The sequence below is a fragment of the Telluria antibiotica genome (assembly GCF_011682055.1).
GTDB classification, from domain to species: domain Bacteria; phylum Pseudomonadota; class Gammaproteobacteria; order Burkholderiales; family Burkholderiaceae_D; genus Telluria; species Telluria antibiotica.
In genome coordinates this window covers 43,186-61,343 of sequence record NZ_JAAQOM010000020.1, presented here as the reverse complement: position 1 = coordinate 61,343, position 18,158 = coordinate 43,186, and the positions used below count along the sequence as shown (strand labels likewise).

Genomic DNA, 18,158 nt, shown 5'->3' with positions numbered 1-18,158 from the left:
TGCATGCGAAATCTCAACGCTTCGGAAAATGACCTCGTGTTTATCAAAAATCGCTCATTTTCGATAGGCAAGATTTTTTATTTGATGCAACGCAACGGGGGATTTTCATGAAACCCAGGCGGGTTTTCAGGCGCGCGCCTGTTGCCGCGCACGAGCGGGCGTTATGCCGTACGCGGCCGCAAAACAGGCCGTCATATGACTCTGGCTGTTGAACCCGCATTGCGCCGCAACACGGGCGATGGAGAAGCTCGTCCGGGTGAGTAATTCATGCACGCGTTCGAGGCGTAAACGCAACACATAGCGATGCGGCGTCATGCCCATCGCTTCCTGGAAGATGCGGCGGAAGTGCGATTCCGACACGCCGGCCCGCTCGGCCAGCTCGGCGTTGGACAGCTCGCTCGACAGGTTGTGGCCGATCCATTCCAGCACCCCCTGCAAGCGCCCGAGCTGCAGCGCGTCCGGCGGCAGGTGCCGGCCCGTCTTGCCTTCCAGGACGCGGCACGCCTGCTCGATCATCAACGAGGAAGCCCGCTCGACGAAACCCGCGTTCGGCGTGCTGCTGCGGGCGATCTCCGCCAGCACCTGCTGGGCGGTCGCGTGCACGAGCTGGTCGGAGAAGGTGGGCGACTTGGCGCGCGCGGCAAGCAGCCGCTGCAGCTGGCGCACCATCTCGTGGTCCGGGTCGAGGAAGTGGAACATTGCCATGTCGATCGCGCCGAAGAACGTCCAGCGGCTGGCGAAGCCGGGCTGGAAGATGGTCGCGGCGCCGGCCAGGAAGTCGAACGAACGGCCGGCGCTGCGTCCGGCTGTTGCGCGCGCGCCACCCAGGTGACAGGCGAGCACCATCGAATCGAGCGGCGGCACTTCGCATCCGCCCAGTTGGAAGATGTAACGCTCGGCCCGCAGCGGCACGCCGCCGATCTCCATGCTGATCACGGGCTCGCCCAACGCATTGCTGATCCTGTCCCAAGTATGCACGGTGCCTCGCCTCAATGAGCGGTTTTTTACAAAAACGATAGCGTTTTATAACATCGGCGAGCTCTGCCTGCATCCAGAATATGGAAAAAGTGCAATAAACGTGGCCGAAACACCACGTCGGGCACGCCTAAAAAAACCGCCGTCCGCCCGTCAAGAGGTGAACGGAGCCGGGATACCAGGGGCCGCATGAAGCGCCCCAAGGAGACACCATGTTCACATTCCTGCTGGGGATCGTCGCGGTCCTCGTGGGCGGGGCCGGCGTGCTTGCCAGGCACGAGGCACAGGACCGCCCGCTCGATCATTTCGACCTGCCGCCCGCCATGTCCGTGGCCGCCGTCGGTGTGCCGAACGTCGCGATGGAGCCGTTCTCCGAGCTCAAGTACAAAAACATCGTCCACCAGGCCTACGACTACAGTTGCGGCTCGGCGGCGCTCGTCACGATCCTCAAGTACCACCTGGGCCTCGACGTCACCGAGCAGCAGTCGATGGAAGGCATGATGGCCTTCGGCGAGAAGGAGAAGATCATCGAGCGGCGCGGCTTTTCGCTGCTCGACATGAAGCGCTACCTCGCCTCGATCAACGTCGACAGCGCGGGCTTCCGCGCCGAGATGTCGGACCTGGTCACGCTCGATTCGCCGGGCATCGTGCCGATCGACTACGCGGGCTTCAAGCACTTCGTCGTGCTGCGCGGCGTGCGCGGCGGCCTCGTGTTCCTGGCCGATCCGTCGGCCGGCAACATCACGTTCTCGGTCGAGGAATTCGCCACCCTGTGGGACCGCAACACACTGTTCATCGCCTATCCGCAGAAGGGCCATCCGCCCGCCCTCAAGCTGGCCCTGGCCGACAACGAGCTGGGTGTGGTCGACATGGACCGCATCCGCGACCGCGGCCTGCAGCGCCCGATCGACACGCAGCTCGGGAACGAGCGCCTGCTGAACGGCTTCGGCGGCATCTCGATCCGCAAACAATAGACCCATCACGAAGGACCACCATGAAGATTTCCACAATGTTGGCGTCCGCGCCGGCGCTGGCTTGCACCTTGCTGTTCGCCGCGCTGCCCGCGCGCGCGCAGGACGAGGCGAGTTCTTCCACCTTGAACACCGCCACGACGGGCACGCCGCCCGCCCCGGCAACGACCGACGCCGTGCGCGACGCGCTGGCGAAGAAGGACACCGATGCCGACAACACGACCCTGCTGAAGGAAACGCTGACCGCCGTCGACAAGCAGTACTCGCTGATCCGCAAGGGCAAGGTGCAGCTGAACTACGAGATGAACTACGCGTACATCGGCCAGGAAAAGATCAACACCGACCTGTCGTCCGGCACGGCCACGCTGTTCTCGATCGAGAACACGAACTCGCACACGATCACCAACACGATCATGGCCGACTACGGCGTGCGCAACAACCTGACGGCCAACTTGACGGTCCCGCTGATCAGCCGTTATTCCGATGGCGCCGGCTTCTCGGGCGTGTCGCACACGATCGGCGACCTTGGCCTCGGCGTGCGCTGGCAGCCGCAGGAGGTCAAGCGCGACGAGATCGCGTACACGATCACGGGCGGCATGCGCCTCGCGACGGGCACGAGCCCGTACAAGGTTGACGTGAACAAGGGACTGGCCACGGGTTCCGGCGTCAACACGTTCAACGTCGGCGCCAACCTGACGCGCATCGTCGACCCGGTCGCGCTGTTCGGCTCCGTCAATGTGGGCTACAGCATGACGGCCAAGCACCTGAGCCAGCAACTGTACGGGACCACGTTGCGCCAGGTGAAGCCCGGCGCCAGCTTCGGCTTCGGCCTCGGCTTCGCGTATGCGCTGTCGTACAAGATCACGACATCGTTCTCGTTCCAGGAATCGATCCAGGCCCGCTCCACGCTCACATTCGACAACGGCGCGCAAGGGCAGACGCAGACGCAGAGCGCCGGCATCCTGTCGATCGGCGCGGGCTACCGTATGTCGCCCAAGACCACCGTCAACGTGACGGTCGGCGCCGGCCTCACCGCGGCCGCGCCGAACCTGTCGCTGACCGTGAGCCTGCCGTTGTCGCTGTGAGGCCGCTGCCATGACCGTCGCGCCGTCATCGAACGCATTATCTGCGCGCCGCCTCGTGCGCGCGCTCGCCGCGGCCGGCCTGGCCACGGTGCTGGCGCCCCAGGCGCATGCCGGCGTCACCGACAACCTGGTCACGAGCCCGACCGCGATGGCGATGGGGAATGCGGTGACGGCCGACCCGCCCGGCATCGAATCGATCCACTTCAACCCGGCCGGCCTCGCGCGCCTGACGGGCACGCAGAAGATCGACGCCGTGTTCGTCGCGGCGATCCGCAACACGAACCACTTCGTCTCCGCGCCCGACATTGACATCGGCGGCTTCAAGGACGACCCGATCAACGGCAAGTCCAGCGGGCCGGTGCGCCAGGCGCTGGAGATTCCGTTCTACGGCATCCCGAAGTTTCGCCTCCCCGCGGTGCTGGTGCCGAGCCTCGGCGTGTCGTACAACGCGCCCGGCTCGCCCTGGACGTTCGGCACGTTGGTCTATTTGTCGGCGGCGATGAGTATCGACCGCACCAAGGACCCGGACGATCCCGCGCGCTTCGACGGCCGCCTCGTGCAGCTGCAGCGCCTCGTGTACCTGTCGCCGGCGGCCGCGTACAAGGTGTCGGACACGCTGAAGATCGGCGTCTCCGTGCCGATCGCATATTCCGCCTTCGCCATCAACACGGACTTCCGCGCGCCCAACAAGCTGCTCGGCACCGTCGGCCAGTTGCAAAAGGCCGTCTGCCCGGACGGCAACGGCACCGTGATCGACACGCTGACGTTCGGCCTGTGCGGCGGCGGTCCGGAAGGCATGGTCAATCCGTTCAAGCGCGCCGCCAACATCGATTTCGACCTGCGCGCCTCGTTCGACCCGACGATCAACCTGGGCGTGCTGTGGGAACCGAAAAAATGGTTCGCGTTCGGCGTCGTGTATCAGGGCGGCACGCGCACGACGTACACGGGCTCGTACATGTTCCACAGCGACCCGATGCTGCGCAGCTTCGTGCGCGGCCTGAATTCCAGCCTGCTCGGGCCCGTCGTCGGCGCCATCACGGGCATGCCGCAGGAGATTCCGGAATACCAGTCGGGGAACATGACGGCGAAGATCCCGTTCCCGTGGCGCGTGCAGGCCGGCGTGAAGCTGATGCTGACGGACTACGTGCAGGTGAACGCGGACGTCAGCTATGCCGACTGGGCGCAGTGGAACCAGCTGACGTTCCGGTTCGACCGCAGCGTCAAGCTGCTCGAGATGGCGCGCCTGTTCGGCTATGCGAATTCGAGCGAGGCCACGTTCAAGATGGGCTTCCGGAGCGTCGTCAACTACAGCCTCGGCACGCAGCTGAACCTGACGAAGAAGCTCGCGCTGCGCTTCGGCTACGAGCCTCGCAAGAGCTCGATCCCCGGCGACAAGATGAGCCTCCTCGCGCCGCTGCCCGACACGAAGCTCAAGAGCGTGGGCCTGCGCTACCGCTTCGACAACGGCGGCGAAGTGAACGTGACGGCCAGCTACATGAAGGGCACGTACAACATCCCCGCGCGCAGCGACTGCAACCTCAACTGCGACAACTTCTTCAACCTGATCTACAACCCCTATGCGGCCACCGACGTGTCCGGCAGCCTGGTCGTGAAATACGCCGGCGCCTCGTACACGCGGCCGTTCTGACTTTGACGTGGAGATATGACGATGTCCCGAACGATGTATGCGACGATGGTCCTCGGTATGGGCCTCCTGGCCGGCGGCGCACACGCCGAAGGCATGAATGGCGTGCCGCCGGCCAAGCAGGCGCTCGTGCAGCGCGTGCTGGACAAGATGGGACTGGAGTCGGTCGGCCTCCAGATGTTGCAGGCGCCCGTGGCCGACCTGTTGCGCCAGTCGCGCGTGGTGGTGCAGAGCCGCGTGCCGGCCGACAAGCAGGACGCGACGCTGAAGGACATCACGGCGGAGGCGACCAAGTTCGTCGAGCAGGAATCGCCCGCGCTGCGCACGAGCACGCACGCGATCGTGCAGGCCAGCGTGGCGCCGCTGCTGGCGCAGAAATTCAGCGAGGACGAGTTGAAGCAGCTGGCGGGCATCCTCGAGTCGCCCGTGCTGGCGAAGTTCGAGAGCGTCGTGCCGGAGATGAAGAAGACGGTCGGCGAGAACGTCGCCAAGGCGAATGCGGCGCAGATCCAGCCGAAGATGACGGACCTGCAGAACCGCGTCGGCCTGAAGCTGCGCGCGGCCGCCGGCCAGTGATGACGATGCGGCGCGGGGGCGCCGCCTTACAGGGGAGGGAAGACCATGAGCGACTGGATGACGAGGCGTGCGGACAGGTCCCGGTTGGGCCAGATCCTGATCGAGAAGAAGCTGATCTCGCAGGAACAGCTCGACGCGGCGATCCGCGCGCAGCAGGAGAGCGGGCGCAGGCTGGGCGAGATCCTCGCCGACATGAAGCTGATCACCCAGGCCCAGGTGCGCGGCGCCGTGCGGCGCCAGCGCAGCCTGCGCATGGCGGCCGCGCTGGCGACGGCGCTGCTCGGGCCCTTGCACGCCTACGCCGCGGTGGCGGCGGCGCCGGCGGCCGCGGTGTCCACGCGGTTGCCGGGCGAACGGGAAGGGGGGCGCGAATTTGGCCGCGGCATGCGCGCGCTGAGCGATGCGGAACTGGGCGACGTGTCGGCCCAGGGGCGCAACGACGACGCCCTGCGCGACCAGGCGCGCCAGGCGGAGCTGCGCCTGATCGCGCTGGCCGCGCAGAACGGCCAGCAGGGCCTGCAGACGGCCGTGCAGCATGCGCTGCCGAACGACGGCGTGCGCGTGCTGGGCGAACTGGCGACGGTGCTCAATCCGCTCACCATGCTGCTATCGGCCGATACGACGGTGCGCGACGTCAGCTACGATCCGGACAACTCGCGCGCGTCGGTGAACAAGGACGGCTCCATCACCTTGCGCCTGCCCAGCACGATCGGCGAGATCAGCTTCAACAACATCCGCGTGGGCAGCCAGCCCGGGCCGACGTTCGGCAGTGTCGAGATCCACGACATCGACCTGCGCGGTACCACGATCACGGTCAAGCCGATCACGCGCTGAGCGACGGGGCAATGAAAAACGCCCCGCGGCAGGCGGGGCGTGTGTCGTTCCGTGGGGGGCGTGTCAGCGCAGGCCGAGCAGCGCCAGCACCCGGTCGCGGCTGACGCCGACCAGCGCCGACGTCAGCGCCAGCAGCGACTCGTAGTCCGTGCTGGCCGCGGCCTTGGTGAAGTCCTCGGCGGCGAGCGTCACGTTCGGCGCGGGCGCCTCGGCGGCCGCCACCTGGGCACTGGCGGCGGCCAGGGCGTCGCTGGCGGCGACCTGCGAACGGTGCACGCGTTCGAGCGCCTGCACCACTTCGCGCAAGCTCTGGCGCAGGGCGTCGGCGTTGCCGGTGTCGGCGTTCACGGTCCATTTGTCGGGCGCCAGGCTGGCCGGCACTTCTTCCGTCGTCACGCGCCCGCGGCCGCTCACGCCGATGCTGTCCTTGATGGCCGGCCAGTCCGATTCCGATGCGAGGAAGACGAGTTCGCCCTTGTCGTCCAGGCGCGCCCGTACGCCCATCGGGGCGAGGGTGCGGTCGAGGGCGCGCGCGATGTCCTGGTTCGACTGGTCCGGATCGATGTTGACGGACATCTGCGGGCCGCCGACGCTGCCCACCGAGAACGAGAGCGTCTGCGGCGCGCTCTTGCGCAGAGAGGCGATGTCGAGGCCGCGGATGCGGAAGCGCTGCACGGCCGGCGCCGCCGAGTAGTTCAGGTTGCTGTCGATGCTGGCGCCACCGTCCTGTCGGCGCGAGGTCAGCGTCTTGGCCAGCTGCCGCACCTGGGCTTCGAGCTGCAGGCGGGCGCCGTTGCGGGTGCCGGCCAGCTTGGCGGTCAGCTCGCCCTTCAGGGTCTCGAGCTGCGTGGAGACGCGGTCGAGGTAGTCGAGCGCCTGCTGGGCGCGCGCCACCTGGTCCTGCAGGCCGCTGTCGAGCTGCGCGGCGCTGCCGCCGGAGCGCAGCGGGGTTGCCGTCGCCGGGGGCGCGGCGGGAGCGGACGCCGAGGCGCCATCGACGGGCGTCGTGGGCCGTGCGGGAAGCAGCGGGGACGGTGCGTTCGTGCGCGTACCGAGGGTGCCGCCGGTTCCGCCGGCGGTCGTGGGTCTGAGCGTGGTATCCATGGCCATCAAAGTGCCGCGAACAGGGACAGGTTGCCGATCTTGCTATAGGCCTTGTAGCTGGCCTGGAGCGCCGTCTGGTAGCCGCTCAGTTCGATGGCGGCGGCGCCGTAGTCGAGCTGGCCGATGTCCGAGATCGCCTTCTGGTTCGACAGGCTGACGTTCTCGTGGTTGGCATCCAGCGTCTTCAGGATGTTCTGCTGGCCGCCGAGGACGGCGATCTTGCCCGACACGAGGTCCATGGCCTGGTCGAACCCATCCAGGCTGGCCTTCAGGACGCTGCGCACGGCCGGATTGTTGGCGTTGACGCCGCTGGCCGACAAGGTGCTGATCGTTTGGTCGAGCTGGTTCAGCAGCTGTTCCATGCCCTTGACGTTCTGGTTGGCGACCTGCGTGATGCCGTTGCCGACCACGACGAGCTGGTCGTTCGTGTTGCCGGCATAGGTGTAGCGGGAACCGAGCGGGGCGGTGGCGTCGTAGGCGATCGGGGCGGTGTCCGTCGCGGTGCCGGAAAAGATGTGGCGGCCTTCCTGGTCGATCGCGTTCGCCGAATACAGCAGGCTGTCGCGCAGCGAGGTCAGCGAGACGACCATCGCGTTCAGGTCGCTCGGCGTGTTCGAGCCGTCCGACGCCCACACGAGCAGGTCGCGCCCGGAGTGCATGTCGTTGACCATGTTCTGCAGCGAACCTTCGTTTTTCGACAGGCGGATCTGGACGGCGGCGATGTTGTTGCGATACTGCTTGACGGCCGCTTCCTCGCGATTCAGGCGCGACAGGCGCACGTTGTCGACAGGATCATCGGACGGCGTCTGGATGCGGTTGCCGTTGGCCATCTGCTGCGAGATGTAGCCGACACGCTCCTGGTTGACCTCGAGCGATTGAGTCATCATCGCCTGGTATTGGCTGGTGGCGATACGCATGCTGTTCTCCCTTAACCCATCATCTGCAAGGTGGCGTCGAACAGCGCATTCGCGACGGACATCACCTTCATGTTGGCCTGGTACATGTTCTGGTATTCGACGAGGTGCACGGCTTCCTCGTCCTGGTTGACGCCACTCGTCGATTGCCAGTCCGCTTGCGCCTGGTTGCGCATCGTTTGCGTGGTGGCGAGGGCGTTCTTGTTCTGCTGGCTGTCGACGGCGAGGCGGCCGACGAGCTGCGTGTCGGCGTCGCTGATCAGCATGGTGCCGATCTTGGTCACCGTGATCGACTGGCTCTTGATATCGACGAGTTTCTGCAGGTTGCCGGTGTCGCCGGGCGTGCCGTCGCCGGAAAATGCGAGATCGGACGTCTGGAAGCCGCTCGCCACCTGCAGCATGTTCGACGTGCTCCCCGGGTTGTAGACGAAAAGCGGCTTCCCGGGCGTGCTGCCGTCCATCGCATAGCCGGCCGCGAGCTGGGTGTTGACCTTGGCGGCGATTTGCTGGGCCATGTCGGCCACGCCTTGCTGCAGCGGCAGCAGGGTGTCCTGTTCATACGCCGACAACCCGCCCAGCTGGCCGCCCGCCTTGGTGGTATCGAGGTCGAAGCTGGTGCCGGCGAACGTCAAGCTGAAGGTCTGCGCGGCGCCGCCGCTGACGGACAGCTTGCCGGCCACGCCGCCCAGCACGAGCGACTGGCCGGTCTTGAGCGAGACGTTGCGCGTGCCGTCGGGCTGGTCGCTGACCTCCAGCCCCATCTGGCTGGCCAGGCTGTCGATGGCCTGGTCGCGCGCGTCCACGAGGGACGAGGAGTTGGTGCCGGACGCGTTGGCGTTGGCGATCTGCGCGTTCAGCGAGGCGATGGCCCCGATCGTGCTGTTGGCCGAATCGATGAGCGCGCTGCGCTGCTGGCGCACGGATTGCAGCTGGGCGTTGAACACGTTATTCAAGCTGTTGAAGCGCTGGCCCAGCAGGTTTGCCGCCGTCACCACCTGCTGGCGCAGCGGGGTCGACGTCGGGTCGACGCCGGCCACGGCGTTCAGCGCCGAGAAAAACCCGTCAATGCCGCTCGACAGGCTGGCGCTGTCGTCGCCCATCACCTGTTCGAGCTGCGTGAGGTAAGGCTGGGTCTGCGAATGTGCACCCAGGTCGGACGCGCTGCGCCACAGCTGCTGGGTCTTGTAGCTGTCGGAAAACCGCATCAGATCGGTCACGCGCACGCCGTTGCCGGCCTGGAACGACCCGGCTGCCGGTGCGACCGCGGACAGCAGGGCAGACTGGCGGGTGTACCCCTTGGTTTGCAGGTTGGCGATGTTCTGGCTGCTGGCCGACAGGGCCAGTTGGGAAGCAAGCGCGCCGGACAGGGCGTTGTTCAAGATGCTCATCGTGCGACTCTCTCTTGTGCGTGATCAGTAATGACAGGCGACCGTTCAGCTCGTTTTATTAAGCGGTGCCGGCAATATCTGCCGCAAAATCGCGTCGGCGACGCCGAACGCGCGCTGGTGTGCCATATTCCCTGCCAGCATGTTGTCCACCATGTCCGTCATGTCCTGGTTGACCTTGTCCTTGGTCGGGCTGTCGTCCGGGGCGATGGTGCGCGTGCTCTCGCGCATCTGGTGCAGCATGTGCGAGATGAAAAAGCTCTCGAACTCGATGGCTGCCTTGGTCGCCTTGGCGACGAGCGCCTTGTCGGGTGCGGCGGGCGAAGATGCGGCGGGCGCGACCTTGTCGTCGCCCGGGGCCTGGTCCGGCTTGCCCGGATCGATGGATTGGATGTTGTTCAGCATCAGATTACCACCAGTTCGCCTTCGATTGCGCCGGCCTGATCGAGCGCCTGCAGGATGGCCATGATGTCGTCCGGCGACGCGCCGAGACTGTTGACCGTGTCGATGATGGTCTGCAGGCGTGCGCCCGCCGGCCAGTGGAACATCTGGCCCGAGCCCTGGTCGACCGAGACTTTCGACTGCGGCGTGACTTGCGTCTGGCCCTTGGAGAACGGCCCGGGCTGGCTTACGGCCGAGCTTTCCGAGATCACGACCTTGAGCGAGCCGTGGGTGACCGCGGCCGATTTCACGCGCAGCCCGTCGGAGATGACGACGGTGCCCGTGCGCGAATTGAAGACGACGCGCGGCACTTCCTCGCCCGCTTCCACGATCATGTTTTCCAGCTTGGCGACGAACGCGACGCGCTCGGTCGGATTCGCCGGCGCGACGACTTCCACGCTCGTGCCGTCGGCCGTCGTGGCGACCTGGCCGAAACGGCGGTTGATCGCGTTCACGACGTTCGTGGCCGTGTCGAAGTTCGGGTGGCGCAGGCGCAGCAGCACTTGCGGGCGGGTGGCGAAATCGGTCGGGATCTCGCGCTCGATCTGGGCGCCGTTCGGGATGCGGCCGCCGGTCGGCGTGTTCACCGTCACCGACGAGCCGCTCTTGCCGGACGCGGAGAGGCCGCCGACGACGAGGTTGCCCTGGGCCAGCGCATACACTTCGTTGTCGGCCGCGCGCAGCTGGGTCAGCAGCAGCGTGCCGCCGCGCAGGCTCTTCGCATCGCCCAGCGACGAGACGGTCACGTCGATCTGCTGGCCGCGGCGGTAGCCCGGCGGGAACACGGCGGACACCATGACGGCGGCCACGTTCTTGTTCTTCGCTTCCTCGCCATCCGGCAGCTTGACGCCGAACTGCTTGAGCATGTTGACGACCGACTGGCTCGAGTATTTCACCTGCGTCGAGTCGCCGCTGCCGTTCAGGCCCACGACGAGGCCGTAGCCGACGAGCGGGTTCTCGCGCACGCCTTCGACGCTGACGAGGTTGCGTAGCGGCTGGGTGCGCGCCAGGATGGCCGCGTCGGGGCTTGCCGCCGCGGTCTTCGGCAGCGCGGGGGCCGCAAATGCCGGCAGGGCCAGCAGGGCGGCCATGGCCGCGGAAACGATGCGTTGGAATCGGGTCATGGGGGCGTCAGAACGGCATCAGGGGGCCGGTGAAGAAGCGGGTCAGCCAGCCGGGGCTGTTGGCATCGGCCAGCGAACCCTGGCCGGAATAGGCGATACGGGCATTGGCCACGCGCAGCGACGACACCTGGTTCTCGTTGTCGATGTCGGCGGCGCGCAGGTAGCCCTTGATGCGCACGAACTCTTCGCCCTGGTTCAGCTGCAGGCGCTTTTCGCCGGCCACGCGAAGCAGGCCGTTCGGCAGCACTTCCTGCACGAGCACGGTAATGGCGCCGGACAGCGCGTTCTGCTGGGTGCTGGTGGCGTCGCCGTTGAAGCTGCGGTCGCCGGAGACGCTCAGGCCCGTGCGGCCGAACGTCTTGCCGAGGGCGCCGATCGGATTGACGGACGCGGACGAGCCCTTGGAAAAGCTGGTCCCCGCCTTCTTGCTGGCCTGGGTCGTTTCCTGCAGCAGGACGGTGACGACGTCGCCCACGCGGAACGCGCGCGCGTCGGACGTCAGCGAGACGGTGTCGGTGGTGAACACGCCGCCCCCGACGCCGCCGCGCACCGGCTGCGTTTTCGGCAGGGCGAGGGCGTCGTCTTCCGGGACGTTGGTGGGCAGAGGGGTGCGCGAGGCGCATCCGGTCAGCACGAGGCTGGCCGCCATCCCGGCGGCGAGGGCGATACGTTTCATGGTCAGCGGGAAGCCTGGGACAGGTATTGCAGCATGTTGTCGGCGGCCGACAACACCTTCGTGTTCATCTCATAGGTACGCTGGGCGGCGATCATGTCGACCATCTCTTCGACGACCTGCACGTTCGAGCCCTCCAGCGCGCCCTGCTTGATCTTGCCGAAGGCGCCGTCGCCGGCCTTGCCTTCGTTCGGATTGCCGCTGGCGGCCGTTTCCTGGAACAGGTTCTCGCCCAGTGCCTGCAGGCCGGCCGGGTTGACGAACGTGGTCAAGGTCAGCTGGCCCAGTTCCGTCGGCGCGGTGTTGCCGGGGACGGTCGCGCTGACCATGCCGTTTTCGCCGATCGTGAGCGAGGTGGCGTTGTTCGGGATGGTGATCTGCGGCACCAGGGGCAGGCCCTGGGCGTTGACCAGCACGCCGTTCGAATCGACTTGCAGCTGGCCGGCGCGGGTGTAGGCCGGCTGGCCGTCCGGGCGGCGCACCTGCAGGAAGCCGTTGCCGGTGATGGCGACGTCGAGCGGCTGGCTCGTCGTCTGGATGCTGCCGTTGGTGAACACCTTCTGCGTGCCGACGATGTTCACGCCGTTGCCGAGCTGGACGCCGTTGCTGACGGTGTTGTCGGCCGTCTGCGCGCCCGGCTGCTTGTCGACCTGGTAGAACAGGTCTTCGAACACGACGCGGTCGCGCTTGAAGCCGACCGTGTTCACGTTGGCCAGGTTGTTGGCGATGGCCTGAAGTTTCGCATCCTGGGCCTGCACACCGGTCTTGCTGATCCACATTGCTGGATTCATGGTTTCACTCCTGTATTCGTAGGTTGGACGTGCGTCAGCCGCTGATCAGCTTGTTGCCCGCTTCATTCATGCTGTCGCTCGCCTTGAACAGGCGCATCTGCACCTCGAAGCTGCGGTTCAGGCTCATGGTGGCGACCATTTCCTCGACGGCCGAGACGTTGCTGCCTTCGAGCGCGCGCGGGCGCACCTTGACGCCCGGGTCGGTCGGCAGGTTGGCGCCGTCGCGGGCGACGACGAGGCCGGCCTCGTTCTTGGTCAGTTCGGCGCCCGTGGCGTTCACGAGGCGCAGCTTGTCGACGACCTGCATCTGCTTGGCGCCTTCGGTCAGCACGGAAATCGTGCCGTCCGTGCCGATCTCGACCGCGGTGTTCTGCGGCAGCACGATCGGACCGCCTTCGCCCAGCAGCGGATGGCCGTGCACCGACAGTGCGCCGTCGGGGCCGATCTCGATTTCGCCCGAACGCGTATAGGCTTCGCCGTCGCCGTACTGCACGGCCAGGAAGCCTTGGCCGCCCAGTGCCACGTCGAGGGGGCGGCCCGTCTCGCGGATGGTGCCGGCGCGGGTCGAGATCATGTCCGACTGCATGACGGACAGATGGCGGTCGTCGAAGCCGTAGCCGCCCAGCTGCTGCTGGGTCGCGACTTCCATGCTGGCGCGGAAGCCGGCCGTGTCGAGGTTGGCCAGGTTGTTCGCGTGCACCTGCTGCGAACGCATCAGGCGTTCGGCGCCGGAGACGGCGGTGAAGATCAGTTTATCCATGGCGTCTCAGGCTTACAGGGCCTGCATCAGGGCCTGCATCATCTGGCTTTCGGTGGTCAGGACCTTCGAGTTTGCCTGGTAGTTGCGCTGCGACGTCATCAGGCCCACGAGCTGCGACGTGATGTCGACGTTCGAACCTTCCAGTGCGCCGGTCGTCAGCTTGCCGGACAGGCCCACGCCCGGCGGATCGATCAGGGCGGCGCCGGACTCGGCGTTGGCGACCCAGCTGGTATTGCTGATCGACGACAGGGCGCCTTCGTTGGCGAAGGTCGCGAGGGCGACGGTGCCGACCACCTGCGACTGGTCGTTGCTGTACTTGGCCACGAGCGAACCGTCGCTGGACAGTTCCACGCCGACGAACGAGCCGGACGCATAACCGTCGCTGCGGTTCGTGGTGGTGCTGGCTTCGCCGGCGAAGCGGGTGGTGCCGGTGTAGTCGATGGCGACGCTGCCGGCCGACGCACCGTTGGCCGCCGGGATGGCGACCGTGCCGCCGGTCGCGCCGGTCAGCTGGCCGGTGGCGTCGAACGTCAGCACGGCCGGACCCGTGACCGGCTTGCCGTCCAGCGAGTAGTACACGTTGACGGTGTTCGCGTCCTGCTTGGCGAAGTACTGCGACAGCGTGTGCTGGGTGCCCAGCGAGTCGTACGCGATCGACTGCTTCACCATGTTGTAGGTGTCGCTCTTGGTCATGTCGAAGCTGGCGGCCGGCGTGACGGTCCAGTCGGCCGACAGGTTGCCGACGTACTTGATGCCGGTCGTCGCGACGGCCGGGATCTGGCCGGTCGGGATCTGGATGTCGCCCACCGGGCCGAGTGCGCCGCCCTTGGTCGGACCGTAGCCCTGCACCTTGTTGCCGTTGCTGTCGATCAGGAAGCCCTTTTTGTCGGGCGAGAAGATGCCGACGCGCGAGTACTGCGAGGTGCCCTGGCTGTTGACGCTGACGAAGAAGCCGCGGCCGTCGATGGCGGCGTCGAGGCCGCGGCCGGTGGTCTGCGTGCTGCCGTTCTGGCTGATGTTCTGCGTGACCGAACCGATTTCCACGCCGTTGACCTGGCTGCCGGCCATGACGGACGAGAAGTTGGCACGGCCTGCCTTGAAGCCATAGGTGGCGGCGTTGGCGATGTTGTTCGAGACGGTATCCAGTTGTTCGTTGATAGCCTGGATGCCGGACAGTGCGATGTCGAAACTCATGTCGATTCCTTAAATGCGTTGCGGTCGAGGGAGGGCGTCCTGCTTCAGGAGCCGGTCTTGCCGTTGAAACCCGTGACGGACGAGGGGTCGACCTCGCCGACGTTGGCCACCTGGAGCACGACCTTGGTACCGTTCACGTGCACGCTGTTCAGGCGTGCCGCGACTTCGACCGTGGGCGTGCTGCCGTCCGATGGCTTGGCCTGGATCGTGTACGAACCGGGCGCGAGGCCAAGGGCGTCCGGATCGATGGTGAACGGCTGCGCGCCCGTACCGGGGCCCAGGTCGATCGTATGCTGCTTGCCGTCGGTGCCGGTCAGGACCAGGCTCGTGCCGGCCGACAGGCCGTTCAATTGCACGGTGCCGGAGACCTTGCTGCCGTCGAGCTTGAGGGTGTTCGTCGCCACCGTGACGTCGGAGCCGACCTGGCCGCCCATCGCGAGCGTCTGCAGGCTTTGCAGCACGGTTGCGCTGGCCGTGCTGGTCGACGACAGGTTCTGCAGCGCTTCCGTCTGCGACAGCTGCGACAGCTGGTTGACGTACGCGGTCGGATCCTGCGGCGACAGCGGATCCTGGTTCTGGATCTGCGCGACGAGGAGCTTGGTGAACATGTCCTTGTTGGCGCTGGTGGCCGCCTGCGTCGACACCTTGTCGGCGTTCGCCGCCGCGGTGCCGCCGAACTGGCTGTTGGTGGTGGAGTTCGTCGTCACCATGATCAGGATTCTCCCAGCTTGAGCAGCGACTGCTGCATGGATTTGATGCGTCCGAGGACTTCGACGTTGGTTTCGAAGGCACGGCTGGCGGACATCATGTCGGCCATTTCGGAGACTTCGTTGACGTTCGTGTAATAGACCATGCCGTCGGCGTCGGCCTTCGGATTGTCCGGCTCGTGCACGCGGCGCAGCGGCTCCGCGCTCTCGACCACGTCGAGCACGCGCACGCCCGCGCTGCCCTCGTTGCCCATGACGGCCGCGAAGACCGGCTTGCGCGCGCGGTAGGCTTCCGTCTCGGAGCCGGCCGCGACGTCGGCGTTGGCCAGGTTGCTGGCGATCGTGTTCAGGCGCACCGTTTGCGCCGCCATCGCCGAACCGGCGATCTGAGAAATGTCCTTGAAGCCCATTGTTGACCTGTTATTGACCGTTGATGGCTTTTGCCAGACCGCGCAACTGCATGTTGATGAAGGTCAGGCTCGTATTGAAATCGGAAGAGTTCTGGCCGAACGCTGCCTGTTCGACGCCGATCTCGACGGTGTTGCCGTCGGCGCTCGGGTGGAACGGTACGCGGTACAGGGGCTGGTCGTCGGAGAGGCTGAGCTCGCCGTTCTCCGTGTCGATGCGGTCCTGGAGCATGGCGCCAAAATCGACGTCGCGGGCGGTGTAGCCGGGCGTGCTCTCGTTCGCGATATTCGCCGCCAACACCTTGGTGCGCTCGGCGCGCAATTCCAGCGCGTCGGCATGCACACCCAGTGCGTCTTTGAAATTAATCGTCATGTCAGGAACTCCTGTCGGTTGAACTTCGGTGTGATTGGTTAGAATCAGTTTTTTTCGCAGACACTATTCTCTAATGATTGCTTTCTGTAAGGCAACCCTTGCCGCTTCGTCACTGATATTTATTTCTGCGTTCGCGCAAGCCGCAGCGCCGTCCGTTCCGGTGCAAATTGAACAAGCGGCCCGTGCCGAACTGGAAAGGCAGATGGCGGCGTCGGGCTTGACCGAACCGCAATTCGAGATCGCCGTCGTGACACCGCGTCCGGCGCCGCCGTGCAGACAGCAAGTGGCCATCGAAGCGCTCGATACCCGTTCTCCCCAGCGGATGCGCTTCGTAGCGCGCTGTCCGGACACGCCCGGGTGGCGGTACGAGTACGTCGTCCGCGCCCGCGTGAGTGCCATGGTGGCAATTGCAGCAGCCCCTGTCGCGGCCAACGAGGCATTGTCCGACGCGCAAGTCACGATCGAGCGCCGTGATATTTCGAACATTGCCGACCCGATCAGTAATCCGGCCGACGCGGTCGGACAAATGTCTCGTCGAATGTTGCGCCCAGGAGACATTTTGCGTAGCGGCCAGCTCAGCAGCCCCGTTTTGGTGAAGCGGGGGGATGCCGTCATGATGGTCGCGCGACGCGAAGGCATCGAAGTCAGCATGGCCGGAGAGGCATTGGATGCGGGCGGGAAAGGCGCGGTCGTGCGCGTGCGCAATGCCGGCAGCGGGCAGGTGGTGCGCATGCGCGTCGCCGGGCCGGGCACGGTCGAGCCGATCGATATGGAGCTCAACCGCTGACGTTCTGCAGTTTGCCGGCCAGGCGTGCGAGCTTGGCCGCGTACGCCGGGTCGGTGGCATAGCCGCCCTTGGCCAGGCCGGCGGCGAACGCCTGGGCGTTGTTGCCTGCGCCGAGTGCCGCGTGGAAGCGCGGATTGTCGATCAGCATCTGCGCATAGTCGCGGAAGGCGCTCGCCTGGTCCGGGTAGGCGCGGAATTTCGCGCTCGTCTTGATCGCTGCGCCGCCCACGTATTCGGTCGTGGCCGATTGTGCGACGTCGCCATGCCAGCTGGCGCCGGCCTTGATGCCGAACAGGTTATGGGATGAACTGCCGTCGGTATTGCGCAGCGGACGCTGGCCCCAGCCGGATTCCAGTGCCGCGTGCGCGGACACGAGCTCGGGCGCCACGCCAAGCTTGTCGGCCGCTTCCTTGGCCCACGGGGCGATGCTCTGCAGGAAAGCCTGCTGGTCGGGCGACGTGTCGCTGCCGTCACCCATGACGGCGGCCGTCGCTTCCTGGCTGCGTGCGGCCCACATGCGGCCTTCGGCGCTGAGCTGCGCGCTCGTGGCGAAGTCGCCGCCGCCGTTCTGGATGAAGTCGGCCACTTCGCCCTGCACCTCGTTGAAGATGCCGCCGAACTTCCCGCCGCCGTTGCCGAGGGGCGCGGTGGGCGCGGTGGCTGCGGTGGGGGGGAGGGCGGGGATCGATGTCGTGAATTCAGCGTGGCGCATAGGTACCGTCTTCGCCGTGGAGCAGGCGTTGCATGATCGTAAATTGTTCGGCCATCAGGCTGCCGTTGCGGACGGTTGCCTGCTTGCAGTCGCGCACGAGTTCTTCCAGGCGGCTCCAGTCGGCCCGGCCGCGCGTGCGCTGCGGCGCGGGCAGGCTGCCCAACAGGTCGTCCATGGTGGCGTTCTGGCCCAGCAGCGCGCGGACGAGCTGGACGCGTTGGCGGCGGCGCTGTTCCATCGCGTCCAGCTCGGGCGTGAGCTGTTCGGCCAGCACGGTCAGCTCGCTGCCGTGGTGACGCATGGCGGCCTGGAACTGGCGCTCCAGCAGGTCGCGGATCGTGCCGCAGGCGCCGAGGTCGGCCTCGACGCCGTCCAGCAGCCGGGCAACAGCCTGGTCGCGGGTGATGCGTCCCATGGATCAGCCCTTGCCGCCGCCGTGGAAGCGCTGGATCAGGCCGGCCAGACGGCCCGCATCGAACGGCAGCTCGCCCTTGGCCAGCGCATCGCGCAGCTCGGCCACGCGGGCGGCGTCGAAGTCGGGCAGGGCACCCAGGGCTTTCTGCGCCGGTTGCAGCACGGCGGATTCGAGCGCGTCCGTGCCCGCTGGGGCGCCGGCCGGTGCCGCGGCCGGTGCGGCGGCACCGCCGGCGAGCGGCGTGATCGAGACGGAGGGCGTGGAGCCGCTGGAGATCTTCATGCG

Annotated in this window: 22 protein-coding genes; 6 read left to right on the top strand and 16 right to left on the bottom strand. The window is 66.5% G+C overall.

The features are described 5' to 3' along the window. Positions 1–126 precede the first annotated feature (126 nt). Positions 127–978, bottom strand: coding sequence for a helix-turn-helix domain-containing protein (locus tag HAV22_RS31875; protein ID WP_166863551.1), 852 nt, complete (start codon positions 976–978; stop codon positions 127–129). 209 nt (positions 979–1,187) lie between these two features. Here HAV22_RS31875 and HAV22_RS26565 point away from each other — a divergent pair, with 209 nt between their 5' ends. Genes HAV22_RS26565 through HAV22_RS26545 form a run of 5 tightly spaced genes read left to right on the top strand, consistent with a single transcriptional unit; the run spans position 1,188 to position 6,086 of the window. Then, positions 1,188–1,949 (top strand): C39 family peptidase, encoded by a 762-nt coding sequence (locus HAV22_RS26565; protein WP_166863549.1) that lies wholly within the window; start codon positions 1,188–1,190, stop codon positions 1,947–1,949. A gap of 20 nt (positions 1,950–1,969) precedes the next feature. Continuing rightward, positions 1,970–3,031: a transporter gene (locus tag HAV22_RS26560; RefSeq protein WP_229421437.1), complete on the top strand. Its 1,062-nt coding sequence runs from the start codon at positions 1,970–1,972 to the stop codon at positions 3,029–3,031. A gap of 10 nt (positions 3,032–3,041) precedes the next feature. Next, on the top strand, positions 3,042–4,679 hold the full coding sequence (locus tag HAV22_RS26555; RefSeq protein WP_166863547.1) for an OmpP1/FadL family transporter: 1,638 nt from the start codon (positions 3,042–3,044) through the stop codon (positions 4,677–4,679). Positions 4,680–4,700: 21 nt separating this feature from the next. Then, positions 4,701–5,252 carry a DUF2059 domain-containing protein gene (locus HAV22_RS26550; protein WP_166863545.1) on the top strand — a complete coding sequence of 184 codons (552 nt, stop codon included), beginning with the start codon at positions 4,701–4,703 and terminating at the stop codon, positions 5,250–5,252. A gap of 45 nt (positions 5,253–5,297) precedes the next feature. Then, positions 5,298–6,086 (top strand): cyclic di-GMP-binding domain-containing protein, MshE-related, encoded by a 789-nt coding sequence (locus tag HAV22_RS26545; RefSeq protein ID WP_166863543.1) that lies wholly within the window; start codon positions 5,298–5,300, stop codon positions 6,084–6,086. Positions 6,087–6,149: 63 nt separating this feature from the next. On the opposite strand, the gene HAV22_RS26540 is transcribed toward HAV22_RS26545, so the two are convergent. Genes HAV22_RS26540 through flgB form a run of 12 tightly spaced genes read right to left on the bottom strand, consistent with a single transcriptional unit; the run spans position 6,150 to position 15,959 of the window. Then, complete coding sequence (locus HAV22_RS26540; protein WP_229421436.1) at positions 6,150–7,190, bottom strand: hypothetical protein; 1,041 nt, start codon at positions 7,188–7,190, stop codon at positions 6,150–6,152. A gap of 5 nt (positions 7,191–7,195) precedes the next feature. Beyond that, a complete protein-coding gene (flgL, locus tag HAV22_RS26535; RefSeq protein ID WP_166863540.1) occupies positions 7,196–8,107 on the bottom strand; it encodes a flagellar hook-associated protein FlgL in 912 nt (303 codons plus the stop codon). Between the two features lie 11 nt (positions 8,108–8,118). Beyond that, a complete protein-coding gene (flgK, locus tag HAV22_RS26530; protein WP_166863538.1) occupies positions 8,119–9,492 on the bottom strand; it encodes a flagellar hook-associated protein FlgK in 1,374 nt (457 codons plus the stop codon). A 45-nt stretch (positions 9,493–9,537) separates the two neighbouring features. Then, positions 9,538–9,894 carry a rod-binding protein gene (locus HAV22_RS26525; protein ID WP_166863536.1) on the bottom strand — a complete coding sequence of 119 codons (357 nt, stop codon included), beginning with the start codon at positions 9,892–9,894 and terminating at the stop codon, positions 9,538–9,540. Continuing rightward, complete coding sequence (locus tag HAV22_RS26520) at positions 9,894–11,054, bottom strand: flagellar basal body P-ring protein FlgI (RefSeq protein ID WP_166863534.1); 1,161 nt, start codon at positions 11,052–11,054, stop codon at positions 9,894–9,896. The genes HAV22_RS26525 and HAV22_RS26520 overlap by 1 nt, the downstream gene beginning before the upstream one ends. 7 nt (positions 11,055–11,061) lie before the next feature. Then, a complete protein-coding gene (gene flgH / locus HAV22_RS26515; RefSeq protein ID WP_166863532.1) occupies positions 11,062–11,730 on the bottom strand; it encodes a flagellar basal body L-ring protein FlgH in 669 nt (222 codons plus the stop codon). Between the two features lie 2 nt (positions 11,731–11,732). Continuing rightward, positions 11,733–12,518 carry a flagellar basal-body rod protein FlgG gene (gene flgG, locus HAV22_RS26510; protein ID WP_208296381.1) on the bottom strand — a complete coding sequence of 262 codons (786 nt, stop codon included), beginning with the start codon at positions 12,516–12,518 and terminating at the stop codon, positions 11,733–11,735. Positions 12,519–12,552: 34 nt separating this feature from the next. Next, positions 12,553–13,278 (bottom strand): flagellar basal body rod protein FlgF, encoded by a 726-nt coding sequence (locus HAV22_RS26505; RefSeq protein ID WP_166863530.1) that lies wholly within the window; start codon positions 13,276–13,278, stop codon positions 12,553–12,555. Between the two features lie 12 nt (positions 13,279–13,290). Beyond that, positions 13,291–14,472, bottom strand: coding sequence for a flagellar hook protein FlgE (locus tag HAV22_RS26500; protein WP_166863528.1), 1,182 nt, complete (start codon positions 14,470–14,472; stop codon positions 13,291–13,293). 44 nt (positions 14,473–14,516) lie between these two features. Next, the gene (locus HAV22_RS26495) at positions 14,517–15,182 is read right to left on the bottom strand and encodes a flagellar hook capping FlgD N-terminal domain-containing protein (protein ID WP_166863526.1); all 666 of its coding nucleotides are present in this window, start codon (positions 15,180–15,182) and stop codon (positions 14,517–14,519) included. 2 nt (positions 15,183–15,184) lie between these two features. Next, the gene (flgC, locus tag HAV22_RS26490) at positions 15,185–15,589 is read right to left on the bottom strand and encodes a flagellar basal body rod protein FlgC (RefSeq protein ID WP_166863524.1); all 405 of its coding nucleotides are present in this window, start codon (positions 15,587–15,589) and stop codon (positions 15,185–15,187) included. Between the two features lie 10 nt (positions 15,590–15,599). Continuing rightward, positions 15,600–15,959 (bottom strand): flagellar basal body rod protein FlgB, encoded by a 360-nt coding sequence (flgB, locus tag HAV22_RS26485; RefSeq protein WP_166863522.1) that lies wholly within the window; start codon positions 15,957–15,959, stop codon positions 15,600–15,602. A 73-nt stretch (positions 15,960–16,032) separates the two neighbouring features. On the opposite strand from flgB, the gene flgA reads away from it, so the two are divergent. Next, entirely contained in the window at positions 16,033–16,746 is a 714-nt protein-coding gene (flgA, locus tag HAV22_RS26480; RefSeq protein ID WP_166863520.1) for a flagellar basal body P-ring formation chaperone FlgA, read from the top strand. Here the strand turns inward: flgA and HAV22_RS26475 are convergent. The 3 genes from HAV22_RS26475 to flgM are packed head-to-tail and all read right to left on the bottom strand — an operon-like array spanning position 16,736 to position 18,155. Continuing rightward, a complete protein-coding gene (locus tag HAV22_RS26475) occupies positions 16,736–17,458 on the bottom strand; it encodes a glycoside hydrolase family 73 protein (RefSeq protein WP_166863518.1) in 723 nt (240 codons plus the stop codon). The genes flgA and HAV22_RS26475 overlap by 11 nt on opposite strands. After that, positions 17,445–17,873 (bottom strand): flagellar export chaperone FlgN, encoded by a 429-nt coding sequence (flgN, locus tag HAV22_RS26470; RefSeq protein ID WP_166863516.1) that lies wholly within the window; start codon positions 17,871–17,873, stop codon positions 17,445–17,447. Before flgN ends, HAV22_RS26475 begins: the two co-directional genes overlap by 14 nt. Positions 17,874–17,876: 3 nt before the next feature. Then, complete coding sequence (flgM, locus tag HAV22_RS26465; protein ID WP_166863514.1) at positions 17,877–18,155, bottom strand: flagellar biosynthesis anti-sigma factor FlgM; 279 nt, start codon at positions 18,153–18,155, stop codon at positions 17,877–17,879. Between the last annotated feature and the right edge of the window lie 3 nt (positions 18,156–18,158).